The following is a 20,096-nucleotide window of genomic DNA, read 5'->3' as shown; positions in this document are numbered from 1 at the left end:
AGTGCCAACGCCGCAACCAGACATTCCTTAACCCTTTGGAGGATAGTCATGAAGCTGAAACCGTTGAACGACCGCGTTCTGGTCAAGCGTCTGGAGAGCGAGGAAGTGACCGCCGGGGGCATCATCATCCCCGACACCGCCAAGGAAAAGCCCATCAAGGGCGAGATCGTCGCCGCCGGTCCCGGCAAGCGCGACGACGCGGGCAAGGCCGTGCCCATGTCCGTCAAGGCGGGCGACTTCGTGCTGTTCAACAAGTATGCCGGCACCGAGGTCAAGATCGACGGCGTGGAGCACCTCGTCATGCGCGAGGACGACATCCTGGCCATCATCGAGAAGTAACGGCCCCCTTTTTTCCCAGTTTGCATGAACAAGGAGCAACGACATGTCCGCTAAAGAGATCCTCTTCGACGCCAAGGCGCGCGAGAAACTGAAGAAGGGCGTTGACAAGCTGGCCAACGCCGTCAAGGTCACCCTGGGCCCCAAGGGCCGCAACGTGGTCATCGAGAAGTCCTTCGGCTCCCCGATCATCACCAAGGACGGCGTGACCGTGGCCAAGGAGATCGAGCTGGCCGACAAGTTCGAGAACATGGGCGCCCAGATGGTCAAGGAAGTCGCCTCCAAGACCTCCGACGTGGCCGGTGACGGCACCACCACGGCCACCATCCTGGCCCAGGCCATCTTCACCGAGGGCGTCAAGCTGGCCGCCGCGGGCCGCAACCCCATGGCCGTCAAGCGCGGCATCGACAAGGCCGTGCAGGGTCTGGTCGAGGAGTTGGGCAAGATCGCCAAGCCCACCCGCGACCAGAAGGAAATCGCCCAGGTCGGCACCATCTCCGCCAACAACGACGCCACCATCGGCAACATCATCGCCGAGGCCATGAACAAGGTCGGCAAGGAAGGCGTCATCACCGTGGAGGAGGCCAAGGGCCTGGAGACGACCCTGGACGTGGTCGAGGGCATGCAGTTCGACCGCGGCTACCTCTCCCCCTATTTCGTGACCGACCCCGAGAAGATGACCTGCGAGATGGAGGAGCCCCTGATTCTCATCCACGAGAAGAAGGTCTCCAACATGAAGGACCTGCTGCCCGTGCTGGAGCAGACCGCCAAGATGTCCCGCCCGCTGGTGATCATCGCCGAGGACGTGGACGGCGAGGCCCTGGCCACCCTGGTGGTCAACAAGCTGCGCGGCACGCTCCAGGTCTCCGCCGTCAAGGCCCCGGGCTTTGGCGAGCGCCGCAAGGAAATGCTCAAGGACATCGCCATCCTCACCGGCGGCCAGGTTGTTTCCGACGACCTGGGCATCAAGCTGGAGAACATGACCGTGGCCGACCTGGGCACCGCCAAGCGCGTGGTCATCGACAAGGAGAACACCACCATCGTTGACGGCGCCGGCAAGAGCGAGGACATCAAGGCCCGCGTGAAGCAGCTCCGCGCCCAGATCGACGAGACCACCTCGGACTACGACCGCGAGAAGCTCCAGGAGCGCCTGGCCAAGATCGTGGGCGGCGTGGCCGTCATCAACGTCGGCGCCGCCACCGAGACCGAGATGAAGGAGAAGAAGGCCCGCGTCGAGGACGCCCTGAACGCCACCCGCGCGGCCGTGGAAGAGGGCATCGTGCCCGGCGGCGGCGTGGCCCTGGTGCGCTGCGCCAAGGTGCTTGCCAAGATCAAGCCCGCCGACGACGACGAGCTGGCCGGCGTGAACATCATCGCCCGCGCCATCGAGGAGCCCCTGCGCATGATCTCCAACAACGCGGGCATGGAAGGCTCCGTGGTGGTGGAGAAGGTTCGCGGCGGCAAGGACGGCTACGGCTTCAACGCCGCCACCGGCGAGTACGAGGACCTGATCAAGGCCGGTGTCATCGACCCCAAGAAGGTCACCCGCACCGCCCTGCAGAACGCGGCCTCCGTGTCCGGCCTGCTGCTGACCACCGAGTGCGCCATCGCCGAGAAGCCCGAAGAGAAGCCCGCCGCCCCGGCCATGCCCGGCGGCATGGGCGGCATGGGCGGCATGTACTAAGCCTCCCGCGCCTCATGAGCATTCAAGGGCCGACCCTCACGGGTCGGCCCTTTTGTTTGCCCGCAGTGCGACGGAGGCCGGAGCGCCGCCCTTTTCCCCCGACCCTTCCCCCTCAGGGAACCAGACCTCAGGCCTTCGGCCCGGGAGTATGCGGCAAGACCCGCGCACTCCCGGGCCGGCGTGCGGGATCCAGGAGCCGTTGGCCCCTGCGGGGGGCGGGGGTGGAGCCTCCTGGCCGGTTCCCCTACAGGGAGGAGGCCGCGCCCGGTGGTTTCCGGCTGCCGCATGCCCGCCCCGGCTGTGGCGGGCCGGGGGCTTCTCGTGTAGGCTGCGCGGCATGCGAAATTCGGGCTTCGGACATGGCGGCGAGGTGCGCGCCCTGGCGGCGCGGGCGGGCTGCGCGGTGGCGGAACTGGCGGATTTTTCGGCCAGCATCAACCCGCTGGGCCCGCCGGACTGGCTGCGCGGTGAGGCCAGCGCGGCGCTCGCGGGGCTGCGGCACTATCCGGACCCGTATGCGGGGCCGCTGTGTGCGGCGGCTGCTGCGCGCTTCGGCTGCGCGCCGGGCGAGGTCGTGGCGGGCAACGGCTCCACGGAGCTGCTGTACGCCCTGCCCCGGGCCCTGGGCCTGACGCGGGCGCTGGTGCCCGCCCCGGCCTACGGCGACTACCGCCGGGCCTGCGAACTGGCCGGGCTGGCGGTGGACGCGCTGCCCCTGGACGCGGCGCGGGCGTTCGCGCCGGACCTGGAGCGCGCGGCGGCGTGGCTGCGCACGGCCGGGCCGGGGGCGGCGCTGTTTCTGGGCCAGCCCAACAACCCCACGGGCCGCACGGTGGACCCCGGCGCGGTGTGCGCCCTGGCGCGGGAGTTCCCGGCGGCCTGGGTGGTGGTGGACGAGGCGTTCGCGGATTTCGTGCCTGGGCTGGAGCGGCTGGCCGGGGCGCGGTCGGACAACGTGGTTGTGCTGTGGTCCATGACCAAATTCTACGGGCTGCCGGGGCTGCGGCTGGGGCTGGGCTTCGCGGCGCCGCAGGTCGCAGGGGCCTGGCGGGCCCGGGTGCCGCCGTGGTCGGTGAACGGATTGGCCCAGGCCGTGGGGCTGCGCGCGCTGGGCGACGCGGAGTACGCGGCGCGCACCGTGGCGGAGACGGCGCGGCTGCGGGCGGCCCTGGCCCAGGCGCTGGGGTCGCTGCCGGGGCTGACGGTGTTTCCGGGCGAGGCGAATTTTCTGCTCTGCCGCCTGGATGGCGCGCGTGCGGACGCGGCGGCCCTGGCCGGGCGGCTTTTGGAGCGCGCGCGGGTGGCCGTGCGCGTGTGCGCCAATTTCGAGGGCCTGGACGGGCGCTTTTTCCGGGTGGCCGTGCGCGGGGAGGAGGAGAACGAACGGCTGGCGCGCGCCCTGGGGCACGAGTTGGGCGCCCCGGCTCCGGCTCCGCTCCGGCGGCGCACGCCCGCGCTGATGGTCCAGGGCTGCTCGTCCAACGCGGGCAAGAGCGTGCTGGCTGCGGCGCTGTGCCGCATCCTGCTGCGCGAAGGCTACGACGTGGCGCCGTTCAAGGCCCAGAACATGTCGCTCAACTCGTTCGTCACGCGCGAGGGCGGCGAGATGGGCCGGGCGCAGGCGACCCAGGCCCAGGCCTGCCGCCTGGAGCCCGACGTGCGCATGAACCCGGTGCTGCTCAAACCCGTGAGCGACATGGGCTCGCAGGTCATCGTGCTGGGCCGCCCGGTGGGCACCATGCGCGTGGGCGAGTACGTGCGCTACAAGCCCGAGGCCTTTGCGCGGGCCAGGGCGGCCTACGACGCCCTGGCGGCGGAGCACGAGGTCATGGTGCTCGAAGGCGCGGGCAGCCCGGCGGAGATCAACCTGCGGGCCCACGACATGGTGAACATGGCCATGGCCGGGCACGCGCGGGCGCGGGTGCTCCTGGCGGGGGACATCGACCGCGGCGGGGTCTTCGCGGCGTTCACGGGCACCATGGACCTGCTGGCCGAGTGGGAGCGGGCCCTGGTGGCGGGCTTCGTCATCAACCGCTTCCGGGGCGACGAAAGCCTGCTGGCCCCGGCTCTGGAGGCCATTACGGCGCGCACGGGGGTGCCCTTCGCGGGGGTGGTGCCGTTCCTGCCCGACCTCGGGCTGCCCGAGGAGGACTCGGTGTCCTTCAAGAGCGGGGCACTGGACGGGCGCCCCGGGCCCGGGCGCGAGGTGGAGGTGGTCTGCGTGGACCTGCCGCACGTGTCCAACTTCACGGACCTGGACGCCCTGGCCGGGGAGCCGGACGTGCTTTTGCGCGTGGCGCGGCGGGCCGGGGAGCTGGGGCGGCCGCACGCTGTGATCCTGCCGGGCAGCCGCAACACCGTGGCCGACCTGGACTGGCTGCGGGCCTCGGGCCTGGGCGCGGAACTGGCGGAGCTGGCCGCCGGGGGGCGCACGGAGATCGTGGGCCTGTGCGGCGGATTGCAGATGCTGGGGCGCACGGTGGCCGACCCGCTGGGCCTGGAGGGCGGCGGCGAGCGCCCGGGGCTGGGCCTGCTCGGGGTGGATACGGAACTGGCGGGCGAGAAGACCCTGGTGCGCGCCCGGGCACGGCACGTGCCCACCGGGCAGGCGCTGGCGGGTTACGAGATCCACCACGGGCGCACGGCGGCGGCGCCGGGGGGCGGGGCCGCGGTCTGCGTGGAGCGCGCCGATGGAGAGGCCATCGGCTTCGCGGCGCCGGGCGGGCTGGTCTGGGGCAGCTACCTGCACGGACTGTTCGATGCCGACGCCTTCCGGCGCGCGTTCGTGGACGGCCTGCGGCGCCGGGCGGGGCTGGCGCCCGTGGGCCGGGTGATGGCGCCCTACGATGTGGAACCGGCCCTGGACCGGCTGGCGGACGTGGTCGCCGGGCGGCTGGGGCTGGCGACCATCCTGCGGGCGGCGGGACTGCGGGGGTAGCCGGAGCGGGCGAACCGCTCCTTCCGGGCGTCCAGGCGCGGGCGCCCGTCTTTGCGGCCTGTGCGTCTGGTCTTCCCTGGTCCGCGCAGGCGCGAAGCCTGCGCGGACCATCCGCGTTCACCTTTGCGGCAGGGTGCCTCGGCCGCGCGGGAACTGCACCCCGGGCGCTGGCGAAGAGAAGTCGCTCGTGGGGATCGTTTTGCCCGCGTGGGCGCCCACACCGGGCGTGGACGCCTGGCGCACGGTCGCCTTGCGGCTTCGGTCGCGCGGGCGTTGCGCATCTCTCCCCGCGATTCCCGGAAATCCGACGGCCTTGTGCCGGTTGTAACAAGAGGAAACCGGCCCCGGGTGGCGTCCGCGTCGTTCCCTGTGCGTCTGTTTTTCGGGGTGGTAACAATTGCGTGCGCAATCCTTTTTGCAGCCCGCGCCAGCGGGGGGTGTTCTGCATTGCGGAGCCAGACTGTTACTTTTTTCTCAAGCCTTCGATGGGCCGTAAAACCGGGTTCCGGGCATTGTAGTATCGTTTTTGAAACGGGCCGGATGCGGCATGATGCACTCGTCGTGCCCCGGAGCGCGGTGACGCATAAGAGGTCGGCACCAAGGGGCGTTACAGGCGGTGTAACCCTTCGCGTCCCGGGCCAGGAGAGGAAACTTGTGCAGGATGTTGCTCAAATACCTTTTCCGCTCTAGGGGATTGTGTCCTGCTGGAAAAAACATATTGCAAGGCGAAGAATCGTCGGCTATGGATTTCGCACACACCCATTATGGAGGAACAATAATGGACGACTACTTGAAAGAAGCACTCGAGATAGTGAAGGCCCAGGCCAGTGTGCGTACGATGACCGAGGAGGAAATCATCTCCATGGTCCAGAAGCTGGCCCACGGCATCGCCAACATCAGCGACGACGTGGTGGACGTGGACTGCGACTCCCCGGCGGTGGACCCCAAGAAGGCCATCCGCGAGAAGAGCATCGTCTGCCTGGAGTGCGGCAAGAGCTTCAAGGTGCTGACCAAGCGCCACCTGGCGACCCACGACCTGTCGCCCGCCGACTACAAGGACAAGTGGGGCTACCCCAAGAAGACCTCCCTGGTCTGCAAGAGCCTGGCCCGCGAGCGCCGCAAGAAGATGGGCGAAATGAAGCTCTGGGAGCGCCGCGGCAAAAAGAACTAGCCGTTTCCTGCGGCCCCGTACGGGGCTGCCCGGCCTGTATTGCGGGGGGGGTCCGATGCGTTCGGGCTCCCCCTCTGCATTTGAATGTCCGGCTGCTTCATGTGGAAGCTGCAAGGGCGCACACGGCCCTGAGGGCCTGCAACGCACGCAATGCGTGATGGTCGGCATGTCCGGATGCGCGATTCCCGTTGACGCCCGCCGTCGTGAAAGATAGCGTCCACAGCAATAATTCGTACACAGGTGCTGCCATGAGCCAACATCCGTTCTCCCTCGACGAGTCCGCGGGCTACGCCATCTACCGCACCGGCAAGGCCATGAAGTTCGAACTGCGGCGCAGCTTCCGCATGGCCGGCATCGACGTGACCTCCGAGCAGTGGGCGCTCTTGTGTCGCCTGTGGGAGCAGGAAGGGCGCTCCCAGAAGGAGCTGGCCGAATGTTCCTTCAAGGACACGGCCAACATCACGCGGATGATCGACGTGCTCGAAGGCAAGGGCATCGTGTTTCGTGAACGCGACGCCAACGACAGGCGGACCTACCGCATCTACCTGACCGACGAGGGGCGCAGGCTCAAGGAAAAGCTCATGCCCATCTTCGCCAAGGAGAGCGAGCAGGCCTTTTCGTGCCTGACGGCCCAGGAGCAGGAGCAGCTTCTGTCCCTGCTCAACCGTCTGTACACCCACGTGTGCTACCTGCGCGACAAACGATAACCCAAGCCGACACTGGCCCCCGCCGGGGGCGGAGGTGTGCATGAAAGGCATCGTTGCGGGGCTGGTGCTGGCCCTTGTGTCTTGTGTTGCGCCCGGAGCCCGGGCCGAAGACGCGCCCGCCCAGGGGCCTCCGGCCACGCTGGTGGTCCTGGGCCGGGCCGAGGACGGCACGGCCGTGCCGCGCGCGGATTTCGTGGGCAGCGTGGAGTTTCCCGAGGTCTCCAGCGTGGCTGGCGAGGTCGGCGGGCGCGTGCTGGCCGTGAACTTCGACGAGGGCGGGCGCGTGCGCGCCGGGCAGGCCCTGGTGACCCTGGACACGGCGCTGCTGGAAAAGAACCTGGCCGCGGCCGAAGCCGGGCTGGCCGGGGCCGAGGCCTCCCTGGAGCTGGCCCGCCTGGAGCTGGCCCGGCGCACCGAACTCATGCGCAGCCGCTCCATCGCCGAGCAGGACTTCGACGAAGCGCGCTTTACCGTGCGCGAACTGGAGGCCCGGGCCGCGGCCCAGCGGGCCGAGGCCGAACGCCTGCGCCTGGAGCTGGTCAAGGCCCGCGTGCCCGCGCCCTTTGCCGGGGTGGTGCTGGAACGGGCGGTGGAGCGCGGACAGTGGCTGGCCGCCGGGGCCACGGTGGCGCTCCTTGGCCGCGACGATGCCGTGGACGTTGTGATCTCCGTGCCGCAGGACATCCTGCCCTTCGTGGCCGCGGGCCAGCCCGTGGAGGTCAGCGTCTCCGGCCGACGGCTGGCGGGCGCGGTGCATGCGGTCATCCCCAAGGGCGACGTGGCCACCAGGACCTTCCCGGTGAAGATTCGCGTGGCCGGGGCCGACGGGCTGGCCGAGGGCATGCAGGCCACGGCGCACCTGCCCTCGGGCCGGGCGGTCCAGGCCGTGCGCGTGCCGCGCGACGCCGTCGCGCTCCTGCGCGGGCAGACCGTGGTCTTCGTGCCCGAGGAAGGCGCGGCGCGGCTGGTGCCGGTGCGCGTGCTGGCCTATGAGGGCCTGGGCGCCTGGGTCGAGGGCCCGGGGCTGGCCGGGGGCATGCCTGTGGTGGTCAAGGGCAAGGAGCGCCTGTACCCCGGCGCGCCCCTGCGCACCGAGGGCGGCAACTAGCCTCAACTGCGAAACGTCCGCTCCGCCGGATCCGGCGGGGGAGAGAGCGCATGGATTTCATTCAGTACTCCATCCGGCGCCCCGTGACGGTCATCGTGGGCATCATCCTGGTGGTGCTCTTCGGGCTCATCGGCCTGTCGAGCATGCCCTACCAGCTTACGCCCACGGTCACCGAGCCTGAAATCACCGTGACCACCACGTGGTCCGGCGCCACGCCCTACGAGATCGAGCGCGACATCGTGGAGGAGCAGGAGGACGTGCTCAAGGGCCTGACCGGGCTCACGCAACTGGAGAGCACCTCCCAGAACGGCCAGGGCGAGATCACCCTGCGCTTCGCCATCGGCACCGACGTGGACGATGCGCTGCTGCGCGTCTCCAACAAGCTGAACGAGGTGCCCTCGTATCCGGCCACGGCGGACAAGCCCGTGATCACCGCCACGGGCTCGGCGGCCTCGCCGGTGATCTGGATCGTGCTCAAGGCCAACGCGGGCAACGACCGGCCCATCGCCAGCTACCGGACGTTTTTCGAGAACGAGGTGCGCCAGTACCTGGAGCGCGTGCCCGGCGTGGCCGATCTGTTCGTCGGCGGCGGCACCGAGCGCGAGATGCACGTGGTGGTGGACCCGGCGCGCCTGGCGGCCCACGGGCTGACCATCCCCGCCGTGGCCGCCGCCCTCCAGGCCGAGAACGTCAACGTCTCGGCGGGCAATATGGACCTGGGCCGCCACGAGTACCGCATCCGCTCCACCGGCGAGTTCCGCGACCCCGAGGACATCGAGGCCGTGGTCCTGCTCTCCGACGGCCAGCGCCGCGTGCGCCTGGGCGACGTGGGCCACGCCGCCTTCGGCTACGAGAAAACCTCCGTGGCCATGATGCACAACGCCGAGCCCGGCCTGGGCGTGGGCATCAACCCCGAGCCCGGGGCCAACGTCCTGGACATGACCAACGCCGTATGGAACGTGGTCCAGGAGCTGAACCAGGGCAAGCTCAAGGAGCAGGGCATCCGCATGGACTGGGCCTACGACCAGCGGCCCTACATCGAAGGCGCCATCGCCCTGGTGCGCCAGAACATCATCATCGGCGGCGTGCTGGCCGTGGCCGTGCTGCTTTTGTTTCTGCGCAGCTTCTCCTCCACGGTCATCGTCGGCGTGGCCATCCCCATCAGCGTCATCGGCTCGTTCATCATGATGAGCGCCATGGGCCGCAACCTGAACGTGGTCTCCCTGGCGGGCATCTCCTTTGCCGTGGGCATGCTGGTGGACAACGCCATCGTCGTGCTGGAAAACATCGACCGCCACCGGCGCCAGTTCGGCAAAAGCCCGGCCCGCGCGGCCTACGACGGCGCGCGCGAGGTCTGGGGCGCGGTGCTGGCCTCGACGCTGACCACCGTGGCCGTGTTCCTGCCCGTGGTCTTCACCCAGGAGGAGGCCGGGCAGCTTTTCAAGGACATCGCCATCGCCGTGACCTGCTCGGTGGCCCTGTCGCTGTTCGTGTCCGTGTCGGTCATTCCCATGCTGGCGGCCAAGCTTTTCGGCCTGAGCCAGCGGCGGCGCGGAGCCGCACCGGCGCAGGACGGCGAGCCCGCCGGATTCGAGCTGCGGGCCCTGCGGCCGCTCAAGGCCGTGGGTCGTTCCATCGCCGGGGTCATCATGGCGCTGGTCGAGGCCTGCCTGCGCTCCTGGGCCACGCGTCTGGCGGTCATCGTGTTGCTCACGGGCTTCGCCGTGGGCGCCACGCTGCTGTTCATGCCCAAGATGGAGTACCTGCCCCAGGGCAACCGCAATTTCATCCTTTCGGTGCTCATCCCTCCGCCGGGCCAGTCGGTACAGGAGCGCGAGCGCGCGGGCGAGCTGGTTTTCCGGGGCGCGGCGCCGTTCCTGGGGCGCGAGGCGGGCCCCGGCGGCCTGCCCGGCATCCGCGATCTGTTCTACGTGGGCGCTCCGGGTTTCAACATCTTCGGCGTGGTGTCCACCGAGGAGCAGCGCGCCAAGGAACTGCTCGGCCCGGCCATGGGCATTTCCAATTCCATCCCCGGGGTCTACGGCTTCGCCTTCCAGGCGGGCATTTTTCAGGACCGCCTGGGCGGCGACCGGACCATCGACGTGGACCTTGCGGGGGCGGACCTGGAAACCCTGGCCGGAGCGGCCCAGGCGGTGTTCCTGGCCATTCCCCAGGCCATCCCGGGCTCGCAGGTGCGGCCCGTGCCGTCCTTCGAGATGACCTTCCCCGAGGTGCGCCTGACCCCGCTGCGCGACCGGCTGCGCGCCGCCGGGCTGACCGCCGACGACCTGGGCGTGTCGGCCGACGTGCTCATGGACGGGCGCAAGATCGGCGACTTCAAGGAAGAGGGCGTGCCGTCCATCGACCTGGTGCTCAAGGCCGCCGAGGAGCGGGTGGACTCGCCCGAGGCGCTGTACGCCACGCTGCTCTCCACGCCCGACGGGCGGCTGTTGCCCGTGTCCTCCCTGGCGGAACTGACGCGCACCACGGGCATCAACGAGATCCGCCACCTGGAGCGCCGCCGGACCTTCACCCTCCAGGTCACCCCGCCCGAGACCGTGCCCCTGGAGCAGGCCATGGAAACCATCCAGGGCGGGCTCATCCCGCAACTGCGCGACCGGGGCGCCCTGCCGGGGGTGGACGTGCGCCTGTCCGGCGCGGCGGACAAGCTTCAGGAGACCCGCCAGACCCTGCAATGGAACTTCATCCTGGCGGTGGTCATCATCTACCTGCTCATGTCCGCCCTGTTCGGCAACTTCATCTATCCGCTGGTGATCCTGTTCACCGTGCCCCTGGCGGGAGCGGGCGGGTTCATCGGGCTGCGCGTGCAGAACCTGTTCGTGCTGCGGCCCCTGGACGTGCTGACCATGCTCGGCTTCGTCATCCTCATCGGCATCGTGGTCAACAACGCCATTCTCATCGTCCACCAGTCGCTGAACAACATCCGCGAAGGCGGCATGGGCCACAAGGAAGCCGTGCTGGACTCCGTGCGCACGCGCCTGCGGCCCATCTACATGAGCGCGCTCACGTCCATCTTCGGCATGCTGCCCCTGGCGGTGATGCCCGGGCCGGGCTCGGAGCTGTATTCGGGCCTGGGCGCGGTGATCCTCTCGGGGCTGGCGTTTTCCACGGTGTTCACCGTGTTCGTCACGCCGTCGCTGCTCATGTTCTTCATCGGCATGGAGAAGGCGGGCGACCCGGCGGGCGCGCGGGACGCGGACGCCGGGGCCTGAGCCCGGCTCAGGGCCTCCGGGAATCCTGCCGGGGCGGGGGCTCGTCCACGAAACGCACCCAGACCTCGCCGCTGCCGGTGTGGAAGAAGAGCTTGCGTCCCCGGTCGCCCAGAACCCGTTCCAGGGCCGGGGTCAGCCCGTGGCGGGCGAGCTCGCGCCGGGCGGCTTCCACGTTCTTGCGGCCCACGTCCACCACGTCGCGTACATGGGCCTTGCGCTCGGGCTGGATGGTGAAGCCGCCGCCGAACAGGGTGGTCGTCAATTCGCGGCGCGGCACGCCCAGGGCGTCCAGGCGCTCGAGGATGGCCGCCACGGCCCGGTCCACGAATTTGCAGGGCCCGGAGCGGGCCGCCGTTTGCGGACCGCCGTCCGGGAGCATGGCGTGGCAGATGGCCCCGGTGGCCGAGGGCGGGTGGTGGAAGGTCACGGCCACGCACGAGCCGAGCACCGTGGTCACCAGCACCGGGCGGCGCGAGAGGATGCACTCGCCGATCTGGAGGTGCTCCACGGGCTCCCCGGCGCGCACGCGGGCCTCAAGGTCGGTCTGCTGCACGGGGCGGGACTGGTCCGAAGGGGTGGGCATCGAAGAATACTACCCGTAACCCGGGGTATGGGAAAGCCCTGAAGAAGCCCGTCGGCCGGAGGTTTCCTCCGGCACCGAAAGGGGCTAGAATGGCGCGGCAACCCAACCTGCGAGGGAAGAATGGACAAGGATTCCAGGATATTCGTGGCCGGACACCGGGGGCTGGTGGGCTCGGCCCTGGTGCGCGCCCTGCACGGCGCCGGGTATACCGGGGTCATGACCCGCACCCGCGCCGAGTGCGACCTGACGGACCAAGCCGCCGTGGCCGCCCTGTTCGAGGCCGAGCGGCCGGAATACGTCCTGCTGGCGGCCGCCCGGGTCGGCGGCATCCACGCCAACGACGTGGCGCCCGCCGAGTTCATCCGCGACAATCTGGCCATCCAGACCAACGTCATCCACAGCGCCTGGCGGGCCGGGGTCGGGAAGCTGCTGTTCCTGGGCTCGTCGTGCATCTACCCCAAGTTCGCGCCCCAGCCCCTGCGCGAGGAGTATCTGCTCTCCGGCGCCCTGGAGCCCACCAATCAGTGGTACGCCGTGGCCAAGATCGCGGGCATCAAGATGTGCCAGGCCTACCGCAGGCAGTACGGCTTCGCGGCCATCAGCCTCATGCCCACCAACCTCTACGGCCCCGGGGACAATTTCGACGCCGAGTCCTCCCATGTGCTGCCCGCGCTGATAAGCCGCTTCCACGCGGCCAGGGCCGCCGGGCGGGATGAGGTCACCGTCTGGGGCACGGGCACGCCCCGGCGCGAGTTCCTGCATGTGGACGACCTGGCCTCGGCCTGCCTGCACCTCATGGGCTGCTACGACGCCGAGGAGATCGTCAACGTGGGCACCGGGCAGGACGTGACCATCGCCGAACTGGCCGGAATGGTGGCCGAGGTCGTCGGTTTCGAGGGGCGCATCGTCTTCGACCCGTCGCGGCCCGACGGCACCCCGCGCAAGCTGCTGGACGTGTCGCGGCTTACGGCACTGGGCTGGCGGGCGCGCATCGGCCTGCGCGAAGGCATCGCCGCGACGTACGACTGGTTCCTGACGCGGGGGGCGTGAAGTGCGCCCCGGGCCCGCCGGCCGGGCCCGGGGCACCGCGCGGCCTACTTCTTCTTGCGGGCCTTGGAGCGCTTGGTCCACAGCTCCATTTCCTTCATCTTCTTGCGCCGTTCGCGCTGCAGGCTCTTGCAGATGAGCGGGGTGCCCTTCTTGTAGCCCCACTTCTCGCGGTATTCGTCGGGCGTCAGGCCGAACTTGGCCAGGTTTTTCTTGGTCAGGATCTTGTAGGCCTTGCCGTCCTCAAGGTTGATGATGGACTTCTCGCGGATGGCCTTTTTGGGATCGGTGGCGGCTTCCGGGGTTTCGGCGGAGAATTCGCCCTCGCCGATGTCGCGGATGCCCGCCGCGAGTTTGCGGACCATGGAGGTGATCTCCTCTTCGGTCATGGTCCGGACGCTGGCCTGGGCCTTGACGATTTCAAGGGCCTCCTTCAGATAATCTTCCATGTGTCGCACTCCTTGATGCATTGTTTTCGCGTGATGCGACAAGCGCATCATGTCTGTCCCGGTTGTTGTGTGCCATATTGGAAAAAGCGAGAATAATTTGAACCAGTCTATACACAGGATGGCTGGCGGAAGCAAGGCATTTCTACTTGCAGCACGTTTTTGTCGGCTTTCGGATACGGACGGGAGGGGAATTCTGTGGCTCCTGGCGCCGATGAAGACACACCCGCGGTCTTGGTGTCGGATATCTTGTTTTGTACGTTACTGAAACAGCCATCTTTTTATGCGTGGCATTGGCCGGTTTTCTGGATTGCGGCGCAGCAACAGCGAGGCTGCATGCCGGGGCCAGCGTCGCGGCCCGGGGCACAGGCGCGCCGCGCCGGGCGCGGCGTTTACATCGCACCGCGAAGCCGTTATGGGTTGGAGGTTCGCCCTCGGCGGGCGGAACACCAGGACCGGACGCGAGGTGCCGCGATGAAGTACATCATTTTCGAGGATTTTTCCGGGCGGGCCATCCCCGTGCTGTTCCCCGACCGCATCGAGCACGGCGAGTTGCGCGAGCAGTTGCCCTATTCCACGGTGCTTTCGGCGGGCTACGTCAACCACTCGGGCGGCGGGTTCGTCTGTCACGGCGAGGCCAAGTCCCTGGGCGCGGCGGCGGGCCAGGGCGACGCCGCCGTCATCGAGCGTCACTTCCAGCAGGGCGAGCCCTAGCCGGTCGCGGAGAGGTCCCTTTTTTCAGGCCGTTCTCCGGCCATTCCAAAGTGGCGCGCCGCATGGCGCGCAAAAAATCCAAACGCGCCGCGCGGCGAGACAGCCGCGGGGGGATGGATTTTTCGAGCAGCGCGGCAGATCGCTCTTTCGGGTCGGTCTGTCACCCCGGTCACCCTTCCGGCGTTCCCTCCGGCTCGGGCCGGGGCGCCTCCTCCCGCTTGGCGCGCCAGACGCGCACCAGGGGGAACCCCTCGTATACCAGGCTGAAATGTTCGGCGATTTCCGGATCGTCGGGCGCGCACAGCAGCAGCCGGACCAGCATTCCGTTGTAGGTCAGGTCGTCGAGCAGCACGGCCTGCCCGGCCGGACGGTTGACCAGCAGGTGCGGCCCGTGGCCGCGTTCGTAGGTGCGCAGGCTGCGGCCCGTGGCGCCCAGTTCCTCGGCGCTGCGCAGGGCCAGCGGCGCCTCGCCCTCGGGGGTCAGCACTCCGGCCTCGCCGTCCAGGGCATAGCGCCCCAGTCGGATGTGGCTGCCGTGCACGCCCTTGCCGGTGGTCACGTCCCAGGTGCCGTAGTAGGTGATCCAGTGGGCCAGGCGCACGGCCTCCCAGGTCGTCAGCAGATACTGGGGCGGGGCGGCGCGCAGGTCGTAGCGCGCGGCGCCCAGGGAGGCGATGAACTCGCGGACCTCGGCGGCGGAGCGGCGGTCGAAGGTTTCCCAGGGCCGCATGTCGCGCAGGGCGGCGTACTGCATCATCTGGCGCGCCTGACGCGGCAGGGGCGTGGTCATGACCAGGGCCAGGGGATAGAGCGTCTGCCCGCCGTGGCGCGCGCCGTCGGCGAAGGTCGGCAGGCCCGCATAGTACTGGGCGGCGTAGCCCCAGTCCCACCACGTCCACAGGCTGGCCCCGGGCTCGGCCAGGGTGCCCAGGGCCTTGAGGGCCCGGGCTTGTTGCGCCGTGAGCGCCGGGGAGGGGCGCAGGGCCGAGGCCGCCTGATGCACGGGCACGAGCAGGACCCCGGCCAGCAGCGCCTGGGCGCCCAGCAGGGCCGCGCTGCGCCAGGGCCGTCCGCGTGTCAGCCGCCCCAGGCCCCAGGCCAGGGGCACGGCCAGGCCCAGGGCCACGGCGGGTCCGCCGAACATGGTCACCCGTGTGCCCAGGGCGGGGCCGAAGAAGACCGCCAGGGCCAAGGGCGCCAGCAGCAGGGCCACCGGGCGCAGGGCCGCCACCACGGCGAAGCCCGCCAGCCCGACCCAGGCGATCCAGGCCCGGGGGGCGATCCTGGCCATGGCTTCCGCCAGCGGCGCGCTGCGGGCCTCGATGACGCTCTGGGTCACCCCCGGGTACAGGGCGGTTGCGGCCGGGGTGCCCTGCGGGGCGCGCTGTTCCACCTGGGGCCGGGAATAGGCGGTGGCCAGGGTGTTCGCGCGTTGGGCCAGGGTGGGCAGTTGCGGGGTCCAGGCCAGGGCCGCGGCCAGCAGGGCCGCCGCCGCCCAGGGCCGCCAGGGCGCGGGCAGGGTGCGGTCGGTCCCGGCCAGGAGCAGCCCGGCCAGGGCCAGGGCCGCCGCCAGCCCGGGCAGCCCGCCGAAGGCCGTCAGCCCGCAGACGGCCAGCCCGGCCAGCAGCCGGGCCCGGGCCCCGGGTCGCGCGGCCGCGAGGGCCAGACCCGCCGCCAGCCACAGGGCTCCGGCGGCGTAGTCGGCAATGCGCGGGTGCCACTGCCCGCCGCCCAGGGCCATGGCCAGCCCGGCCAGCAGGGGCGGCAGTACTCCCGGTTGGCCTTCGGGCGCGGCGCTCTCGCGCCGCCCCGGGCGGCGCAGCCAGGGGTCCAGCCAATGGGCCAGCAGCCAGCACTGGGCCAGGGGGAAGAGCAGGGTGGCGATGTCGGTGTCGCAGAAGCCCAGGCGCGTGCGTTGCAGGAAGCCCGGGGCCGAGGCGGCCAGCATGCCCGCGCCCAGGGCGGCGGCGGGCCCGGCCAGGGTCCAGGCCCACAGGGCTGCGGCCACGCCCACCAGCGGCGCGGCCAGGGCCGGAATCCAGAAGGCCGCCTGCCCCGGGCTCACGCCGAACAGCCCGGCCGCCCAGGCGATGCACCCGGACATGGCCGAGCCCGCGCCGATGCCCACGCCGCGCGCCCCGGCCAGCCAGGCGTAGGCGTCGTGGGTGGCCATGAGCGGTTCGCCGTCCACGGCCAGCAGCGGGTTGGCCCACAGGGGCAGCTCCACCACCCGGGGGTACAGCCCCGCCAGCCAGGCCGCCGCCAGCACGGCCAAAAGAACAAGCCGGTCCCGCGGAACGTGGCGCGCGGGGGCGCCCGCTGCGGGACCGGCGTTCATGCCCGGAGTTCCCTAGGCGGCCGCTTCGGCCACGACGGCGCAGATCTCCTCGATGAGCGCGTCGTCCAGGTAGGGGTGCATGGGCACGCTCAGGATGCGCCGCGACAGGTCCATGGACACGGGCATGTCCTCGGGGCGGTAGCCCAGGTGGGCGAAGGCCTTCTGCATGTGCAGCGGCTTGGGGTAGTAGATGGCCGTGGGGAAACCCGCCGCGTGCAGGGCCTCCTGGATGGCGTCGCGCCGCTCGTGCAGGAAGGAGAACTGGGCCCAGGCGCTGCGGCAACCCTCGGGGATCGCTTGCAGGGTCAGCCCCGGCACGGGGGCGAGCAGCTCGGTGTAGCGCTCGGCCACGCGCTGGCGGGCGTCCAGCTCGCCGGGGAAGATGGTCAGCTTGGGCAGCAGCACGGCGGCCTGAAGGGTATCCAGGCGGCCGTTGATGCCGATGCGGTCGTTGTCGTAGCGATGGCCGCCCTTGCCGTGGAAGAGCAGCGAGCGCATCAGCGCGGCCAGTTCGTCGTCGTCGGTGAACACCGCGCCGCCGTCGCCGTAGCAGCCCAGGGGCTTGGCCGGGAAGAAGCTCGTGGCGCCCACGTGGCCCATGGCCCCGCAGCGTTTGCCGTGGTAGAGCCCGCCGAAGCTCTGGGCCGCGTCCTCGAGCACGAACAGTCCGTGCTTGTCGGCCAGGCTCTGGATGGGCGCGTAATCGGCGGGCAGGCCGAAGATGTCCACGGGGATGACGCCCCTGGGCGTCAGTTTGCCGGGGGTGGCGGGCAGGGGATACTTGGAGGTGTCGCCGGTGTCCATGGCGCGCAGGGCCAGGCGCAGGGCCTCGGGGTCCATGTTGAAGGTCTCGGGGTCCGAGTCCACGAATACGGGGGTCGCGCCCAGCAGGGCCACCACCTCGGCGGTGGCCACGAAGGTGAAGGGCGGCAGGAAGATGGCGTCGCCGGGGCCCACGCCGTGGGCCATGAGCGCCAGGATGAGCGCGTCGGTGCCGCTGGAGCAGCCGATGGCGTGGCGTACGCCCGTGAAGGCGGCCAGCTCGCGCTCCAGCTCGGCCACCTCGGGCCCGAGGATGAACTGGCCGTGGGCCAGCACGTCGTCCATGCGGCGGCGGATTTCCGGTTCCAGGATGGCGAATTGCTTTTTGAGATCGATGAACGGGATGCGCATTGCGGTCTGGCTCCATGTGCGCCGGGCGGCCCGGCGGCGGGGGTGCGTTTCGGCCGGGGCCGGGGGGCCTAGCCGGTGGTGTCGTCGGTCAGGGTGTCGTGCATCTCGGCCAGGCAGTCCAGCAGGCCCTGGCCCATGTCGGTGTACGACTCGCCCACGAGCTTGGTGCCCAGGCGGGGCAGAAAGGCGTAGGGCGTGATCTTGTAGTGCCCGCCCAGGGGTTTGTTCAGGAAGCGGATGTCCGGCGCGTTGCCCATGATTTCGCGGACCATCTCCATCAGGTCGCGGACCTTGTAGGGGTACGGCCCGGTGAGGATGACGTGCTGGTTGGCGTACTGCGCGTCCAGGATGCGCACGGACAGGCGCGCGGCGTCGCGCACGTGGATGTACTCGCGCTGTTCGTCGCCGGTGCCGGAGTAGGTCACGTGGCCCTGGGTCATGGCCGAGTGCAGGATGCGGTAGATGCCGTTGCGCATGTCGGCCCGGCGCCCGTAGAGCGAGCCGTAGCGCAGGATGGTGTACTGCACGCCGTAGCGCTCGTGGTAGGCCTCGATGACGCGCTCGGAGGCCTGCTTGCTGGCGCGGTAGAACGAGCCCTTTTCGGAGTAGACGTACACCGTGCTGGCGAAGACGTAGCGGCCCACCCCGGCGGTCTTGCAGGCCTCCAGGATGTGGGCGTTGCCCATGACGTTGAGTTCCAGGGTCCGGATGGGGTTGTCGCGGGCCTCGTCGATGTCGGCCAGCCCGGCGAAGTTGTAGACGTGGTCCGCGCCGTCCACGGCCCGGGCCACGGCCTCGCGGTCCAGGATGTCGCAGAGGGCCATCTCCTGCCCGGGTTGCAGGAACGGCGAGGGCGCGAGGTCGCATACGCGCACGCGGTATCCGGCCCGGGTCAGCTCGTCGCAGACGTGGCTGCCCAGGAAGCCCGAGCCTCCGAAAACAACGGCCAGTTCGCTCATGGGTGACGGTCCTCTAGCGCCGCAGGGCCTGGGCATAACCGGGGAAGATGGGATCCTCGGCCATGAGCGCCTCGGCCACGGCCAGATCGCGGGCGGTGTCCACTCCGATGTTGCGGCCCGGGGTGTGGATCATGCGCACCTTGTGTCCGTGCTCCAGCAGGCGCAGCATGTCCACGGATTCGACCTCCTCCAGGGGCGTGGGCGCCAACTGGTTGAAGGTCAGCAGGAAATCGCGTCGGAAGGGGATGATGCAGACCTGCTTGTACATGGGCACATGCCTGGCGCCCTTTTTCCACGAGGGGATGGGCTCGCGCGAGAAGTACAGGGCGTTGCCCGCCAGGTCCACCACCACCTTGACCTCGTTGGGGTCGTCGTGCGCCTCGCGGCTTTCCAGGTCGCCCATGAGGTTGACCACCTGCACGGCGGGGTCGGTCGCGAAGGGTTCCACGGCCTGGCGGATCATCTCCGGGGTCACCAGGGGTTCGTCGCCCTGGACCATGACCACCACGTCGGCGCGCCCGGTGTGGGCCTCGATCTTGAGCATGGCCTCGGCGGTGCGGTCGGTGCAGCGTTCATGGGTGTCGGCGGTCATCACCGCGCGTCCGCCCACGGACTCGATGTAGTCGAAAATCTCGCGGTCGCAGGTGGCGACCCAGGTCTTGTCCTGACCCAGGGCCAGGGCCGTGCGCTTCCAGACGTGGCCGATCATGGGGATGCCCGCGATGGGCGCCAGGGGTTTGCCGGGAAAGCGCGAGGAGCCCATGCGGGCGGGGATGACGGCGATGACGTTCATGCGGGGTTATCCTTTGCGGGCGGCGGCCAGCCCGGCGCGGCTGGACACGTCGAGCATGCGCACGTCCAGGCTGTAGGCCACGAAGGTGTAGCCCTGGCCCAGGCGCATGGCCAGTTCCTCGGGGTTGGGCTCGATGACGTGGATGCCCGAGCGCGCGCCCACGGCGGCGGCCACCTCGCGGATGCGGGCCATGGCGGCGAGCATGTCGGGGTGGTCGAAGGCGCCGGGCAGGCCCAGGGAGCCCGACAGGTCGTAGGGGCCGACGATGAAGCCGTCCACCCCGTCCACGGCCAGGATTTCCTCCAGGTTGCGCACGGCTTCGATGTGCTCGACCTGGACGATGACCGTGGCGTTGTCCTCCAGCCAGTCCTTGTAGGCGGCAAAGCGCGTGCCGTAGCCCTGGGCGCGGGCCAGGCCCACCCCGCGCGAGCCCCGGGCGGGGTAGCGCACGGCGGCCACAGCGGCCCGGGCCTGTTCGGCGGTGTTGACCATGGGCACGATGACCCCGTGGGCCCCGGCGTCCATGACGCGCTTGATCTGCACCGGGTCGTTCCACGACAGGCGCACCAGGGGCGCCGCGCCGCACAGCTCGGCCACGCGGATCAACTCCTCGGCCTCGCGGATGGTGATGACGCTGTGCTCCAGGTCCACGGCCAGCCAGTCGAACCCGGCGCGGGCCATGATTTCGGCGATGGCCGGGTGGGCCAGGGTGATCCACGAGCCCAGGACGGGCTCGCCTCGGGCGATACGCTTTTTCAGGCTTTGCATCGGGCTTTCTTCATCCCGCGCCGGGTTCTTGTCAACCTGTTTGGGCCGAGCGAAGGCCCCCGGGGCCGGAGCCGCCGGGGGCCTCAAGGGCGCGCGGC

Annotated in this window: 16 protein-coding genes; 9 read left to right on the top strand and 7 right to left on the bottom strand. The window is 69.9% G+C overall.

Annotation, left to right across the window (positions count from 1 at the left end):
- The first annotated feature begins 48 nt into the window (after positions 1 to 48).
- The 7 genes from groES (at position 49) to ACZ5KV_RS05980 (ending at position 11,177) form a co-directional block, all read left to right on the top strand.
- The gene (gene groES, locus ACZ5KV_RS06010; RefSeq protein ID WP_464241440.1) at positions 49 to 339 is read left to right on the top strand and encodes a co-chaperone GroES; all 291 of its coding nucleotides are present in this window, start codon (positions 49 to 51) and stop codon (positions 337 to 339) included.
- 43 nt (positions 340 to 382) lie between these two features.
- Positions 383 to 2,020: a chaperonin GroEL gene (gene groL / locus ACZ5KV_RS06005; protein WP_464241439.1), complete on the top strand. Its 1,638-nt coding sequence runs from the start codon at positions 383 to 385 to the stop codon at positions 2,018 to 2,020.
- A 337-nt stretch (positions 2,021 to 2,357) separates the two neighbouring features.
- The gene (locus ACZ5KV_RS06000; protein WP_464241438.1) at positions 2,358 to 4,958 is read left to right on the top strand and encodes a cobyric acid synthase; all 2,601 of its coding nucleotides are present in this window, start codon (positions 2,358 to 2,360) and stop codon (positions 4,956 to 4,958) included.
- 778 nt (positions 4,959 to 5,736) lie between these two features.
- A complete protein-coding gene (locus tag ACZ5KV_RS05995; RefSeq protein WP_464241437.1) occupies positions 5,737 to 6,129 on the top strand; it encodes a Ros/MucR family transcriptional regulator in 393 nt (130 codons plus the stop codon).
- Positions 6,130 to 6,377: 248 nt separating this feature from the next.
- The gene (locus ACZ5KV_RS05990) at positions 6,378 to 6,836 is read left to right on the top strand and encodes a MarR family winged helix-turn-helix transcriptional regulator (RefSeq protein WP_464241436.1); all 459 of its coding nucleotides are present in this window, start codon (positions 6,378 to 6,380) and stop codon (positions 6,834 to 6,836) included.
- Between the two features lie 40 nt (positions 6,837 to 6,876).
- Positions 6,877 to 7,944, top strand: a complete 1,068-nt coding sequence (locus ACZ5KV_RS05985) for an efflux RND transporter periplasmic adaptor subunit (protein ID WP_464241435.1) — start codon at positions 6,877 to 6,879, stop codon at positions 7,942 to 7,944.
- Between the two features lie 50 nt (positions 7,945 to 7,994).
- Positions 7,995 to 11,177 (top strand): efflux RND transporter permease subunit, encoded by a 3,183-nt coding sequence (locus tag ACZ5KV_RS05980; RefSeq protein WP_464241434.1) that lies wholly within the window; start codon positions 7,995 to 7,997, stop codon positions 11,175 to 11,177.
- 7 nt (positions 11,178 to 11,184) lie between these two features.
- On the opposite strand, the gene ACZ5KV_RS05975 is transcribed toward ACZ5KV_RS05980, so the two are convergent.
- Positions 11,185 to 11,760: a chemotaxis protein CheD gene (locus tag ACZ5KV_RS05975; RefSeq protein ID WP_464241433.1), complete on the bottom strand. Its 576-nt coding sequence runs from the start codon at positions 11,758 to 11,760 to the stop codon at positions 11,185 to 11,187.
- A 120-nt stretch (positions 11,761 to 11,880) separates the two neighbouring features.
- Here ACZ5KV_RS05975 and fcl point away from each other — a divergent pair, with 120 nt between their 5' ends.
- Positions 11,881 to 12,810, top strand: a complete 930-nt coding sequence (gene fcl / locus ACZ5KV_RS05970; RefSeq protein ID WP_464241432.1) for a GDP-L-fucose synthase — start codon at positions 11,881 to 11,883, stop codon at positions 12,808 to 12,810.
- Between the two features lie 44 nt (positions 12,811 to 12,854).
- On the opposite strand, the gene ACZ5KV_RS05965 is transcribed toward fcl, so the two are convergent.
- On the bottom strand, positions 12,855 to 13,256 hold the full coding sequence (locus ACZ5KV_RS05965) for a Ros/MucR family transcriptional regulator (RefSeq protein ID WP_464241431.1): 402 nt from the start codon (positions 13,254 to 13,256) through the stop codon (positions 12,855 to 12,857).
- A gap of 471 nt (positions 13,257 to 13,727) precedes the next feature.
- Here ACZ5KV_RS05965 and ACZ5KV_RS05960 point away from each other — a divergent pair, with 471 nt between their 5' ends.
- On the top strand, positions 13,728 to 13,967 hold the full coding sequence (locus tag ACZ5KV_RS05960) for a hypothetical protein (protein WP_464241430.1): 240 nt from the start codon (positions 13,728 to 13,730) through the stop codon (positions 13,965 to 13,967).
- 169 nt (positions 13,968 to 14,136) lie between these two features.
- Here the strand turns inward: ACZ5KV_RS05960 and ACZ5KV_RS05955 are convergent, their stop codons facing one another.
- From ACZ5KV_RS05955 to ACZ5KV_RS05935, 5 genes are all read right to left on the bottom strand, one after another.
- A complete protein-coding gene (locus ACZ5KV_RS05955; RefSeq protein ID WP_464241429.1) occupies positions 14,137 to 16,305 on the bottom strand; it encodes an STT3 domain-containing protein in 2,169 nt (722 codons plus the stop codon).
- A 12-nt stretch (positions 16,306 to 16,317) separates the two neighbouring features.
- Positions 16,318 to 17,478 (bottom strand): DegT/DnrJ/EryC1/StrS family aminotransferase, encoded by a 1,161-nt coding sequence (locus tag ACZ5KV_RS05950; RefSeq protein ID WP_464241428.1) that lies wholly within the window; start codon positions 17,476 to 17,478, stop codon positions 16,318 to 16,320.
- A gap of 68 nt (positions 17,479 to 17,546) precedes the next feature.
- On the bottom strand, positions 17,547 to 18,437 hold the full coding sequence (locus ACZ5KV_RS05945; protein WP_464241427.1) for an NAD-dependent epimerase/dehydratase family protein: 891 nt from the start codon (positions 18,435 to 18,437) through the stop codon (positions 17,547 to 17,549).
- 13 nt (positions 18,438 to 18,450) lie between these two features.
- Positions 18,451 to 19,230 carry a 3-deoxy-manno-octulosonate cytidylyltransferase gene (kdsB, locus tag ACZ5KV_RS05940; RefSeq protein WP_464241426.1) on the bottom strand — a complete coding sequence of 260 codons (780 nt, stop codon included), beginning with the start codon at positions 19,228 to 19,230 and terminating at the stop codon, positions 18,451 to 18,453.
- A 6-nt stretch (positions 19,231 to 19,236) separates the two neighbouring features.
- Positions 19,237 to 19,998, bottom strand: coding sequence for an HpcH/HpaI aldolase family protein (locus ACZ5KV_RS05935; RefSeq protein ID WP_464241425.1), 762 nt, complete (start codon positions 19,996 to 19,998; stop codon positions 19,237 to 19,239).
- Positions 19,999 to 20,096: the final 98 nt, after the last annotated feature.

The organism is Desulfocurvus thunnarius (genome assembly GCF_055390965.1).
This window is presented reverse-complemented; position numbering and strand designations above follow the sequence as displayed.

Coding starts and splice junctions, on each gene's coding strand:
- ACZ5KV_RS06000 (WP_464241438.1), top strand. CDS start 2,358: ATGCGAAATTCGGGCTTCGGACATGGCGGCGAGGTGCGCGCCCTGGCG.
- ACZ5KV_RS05975 (WP_464241433.1), bottom strand. CDS start 11,760: ATGCCCACCCCTTCGGACCAGTCCCGCCCCGTGCAGCAGACCGACCTT.
- ACZ5KV_RS05980 (WP_464241434.1), top strand. CDS start 7,995: ATGGATTTCATTCAGTACTCCATCCGGCGCCCCGTGACGGTCATCGTG.
- fcl (WP_464241432.1), top strand. CDS start 11,881: ATGGACAAGGATTCCAGGATATTCGTGGCCGGACACCGGGGGCTGGTG.
- ACZ5KV_RS05960 (WP_464241430.1), top strand. CDS start 13,728: ATGAAGTACATCATTTTCGAGGATTTTTCCGGGCGGGCCATCCCCGTG.
- ACZ5KV_RS05945 (WP_464241427.1), bottom strand. CDS start 18,437: ATGAGCGAACTGGCCGTTGTTTTCGGAGGCTCGGGCTTCCTGGGCAGC.
- groES (WP_464241440.1), top strand. CDS start 49: ATGAAGCTGAAACCGTTGAACGACCGCGTTCTGGTCAAGCGTCTGGAG.
- kdsB (WP_464241426.1), bottom strand. CDS start 19,230: ATGAACGTCATCGCCGTCATCCCCGCCCGCATGGGCTCCTCGCGCTTT.
- ACZ5KV_RS05955 (WP_464241429.1), bottom strand. CDS start 16,305: ATGAACGCCGGTCCCGCAGCGGGCGCCCCCGCGCGCCACGTTCCGCGG.
- ACZ5KV_RS05995 (WP_464241437.1), top strand. CDS start 5,737: ATGGACGACTACTTGAAAGAAGCACTCGAGATAGTGAAGGCCCAGGCC.
- ACZ5KV_RS05985 (WP_464241435.1), top strand. CDS start 6,877: ATGAAAGGCATCGTTGCGGGGCTGGTGCTGGCCCTTGTGTCTTGTGTT.
- groL (WP_464241439.1), top strand. CDS start 383: ATGTCCGCTAAAGAGATCCTCTTCGACGCCAAGGCGCGCGAGAAACTG.
- ACZ5KV_RS05990 (WP_464241436.1), top strand. CDS start 6,378: ATGAGCCAACATCCGTTCTCCCTCGACGAGTCCGCGGGCTACGCCATC.
- ACZ5KV_RS05965 (WP_464241431.1), bottom strand. CDS start 13,256: ATGGAAGATTATCTGAAGGAGGCCCTTGAAATCGTCAAGGCCCAGGCC.
- ACZ5KV_RS05935 (WP_464241425.1), bottom strand. CDS start 19,998: ATGCAAAGCCTGAAAAAGCGTATCGCCCGAGGCGAGCCCGTCCTGGGC.
- ACZ5KV_RS05950 (WP_464241428.1), bottom strand. CDS start 17,478: ATGCGCATCCCGTTCATCGATCTCAAAAAGCAATTCGCCATCCTGGAA.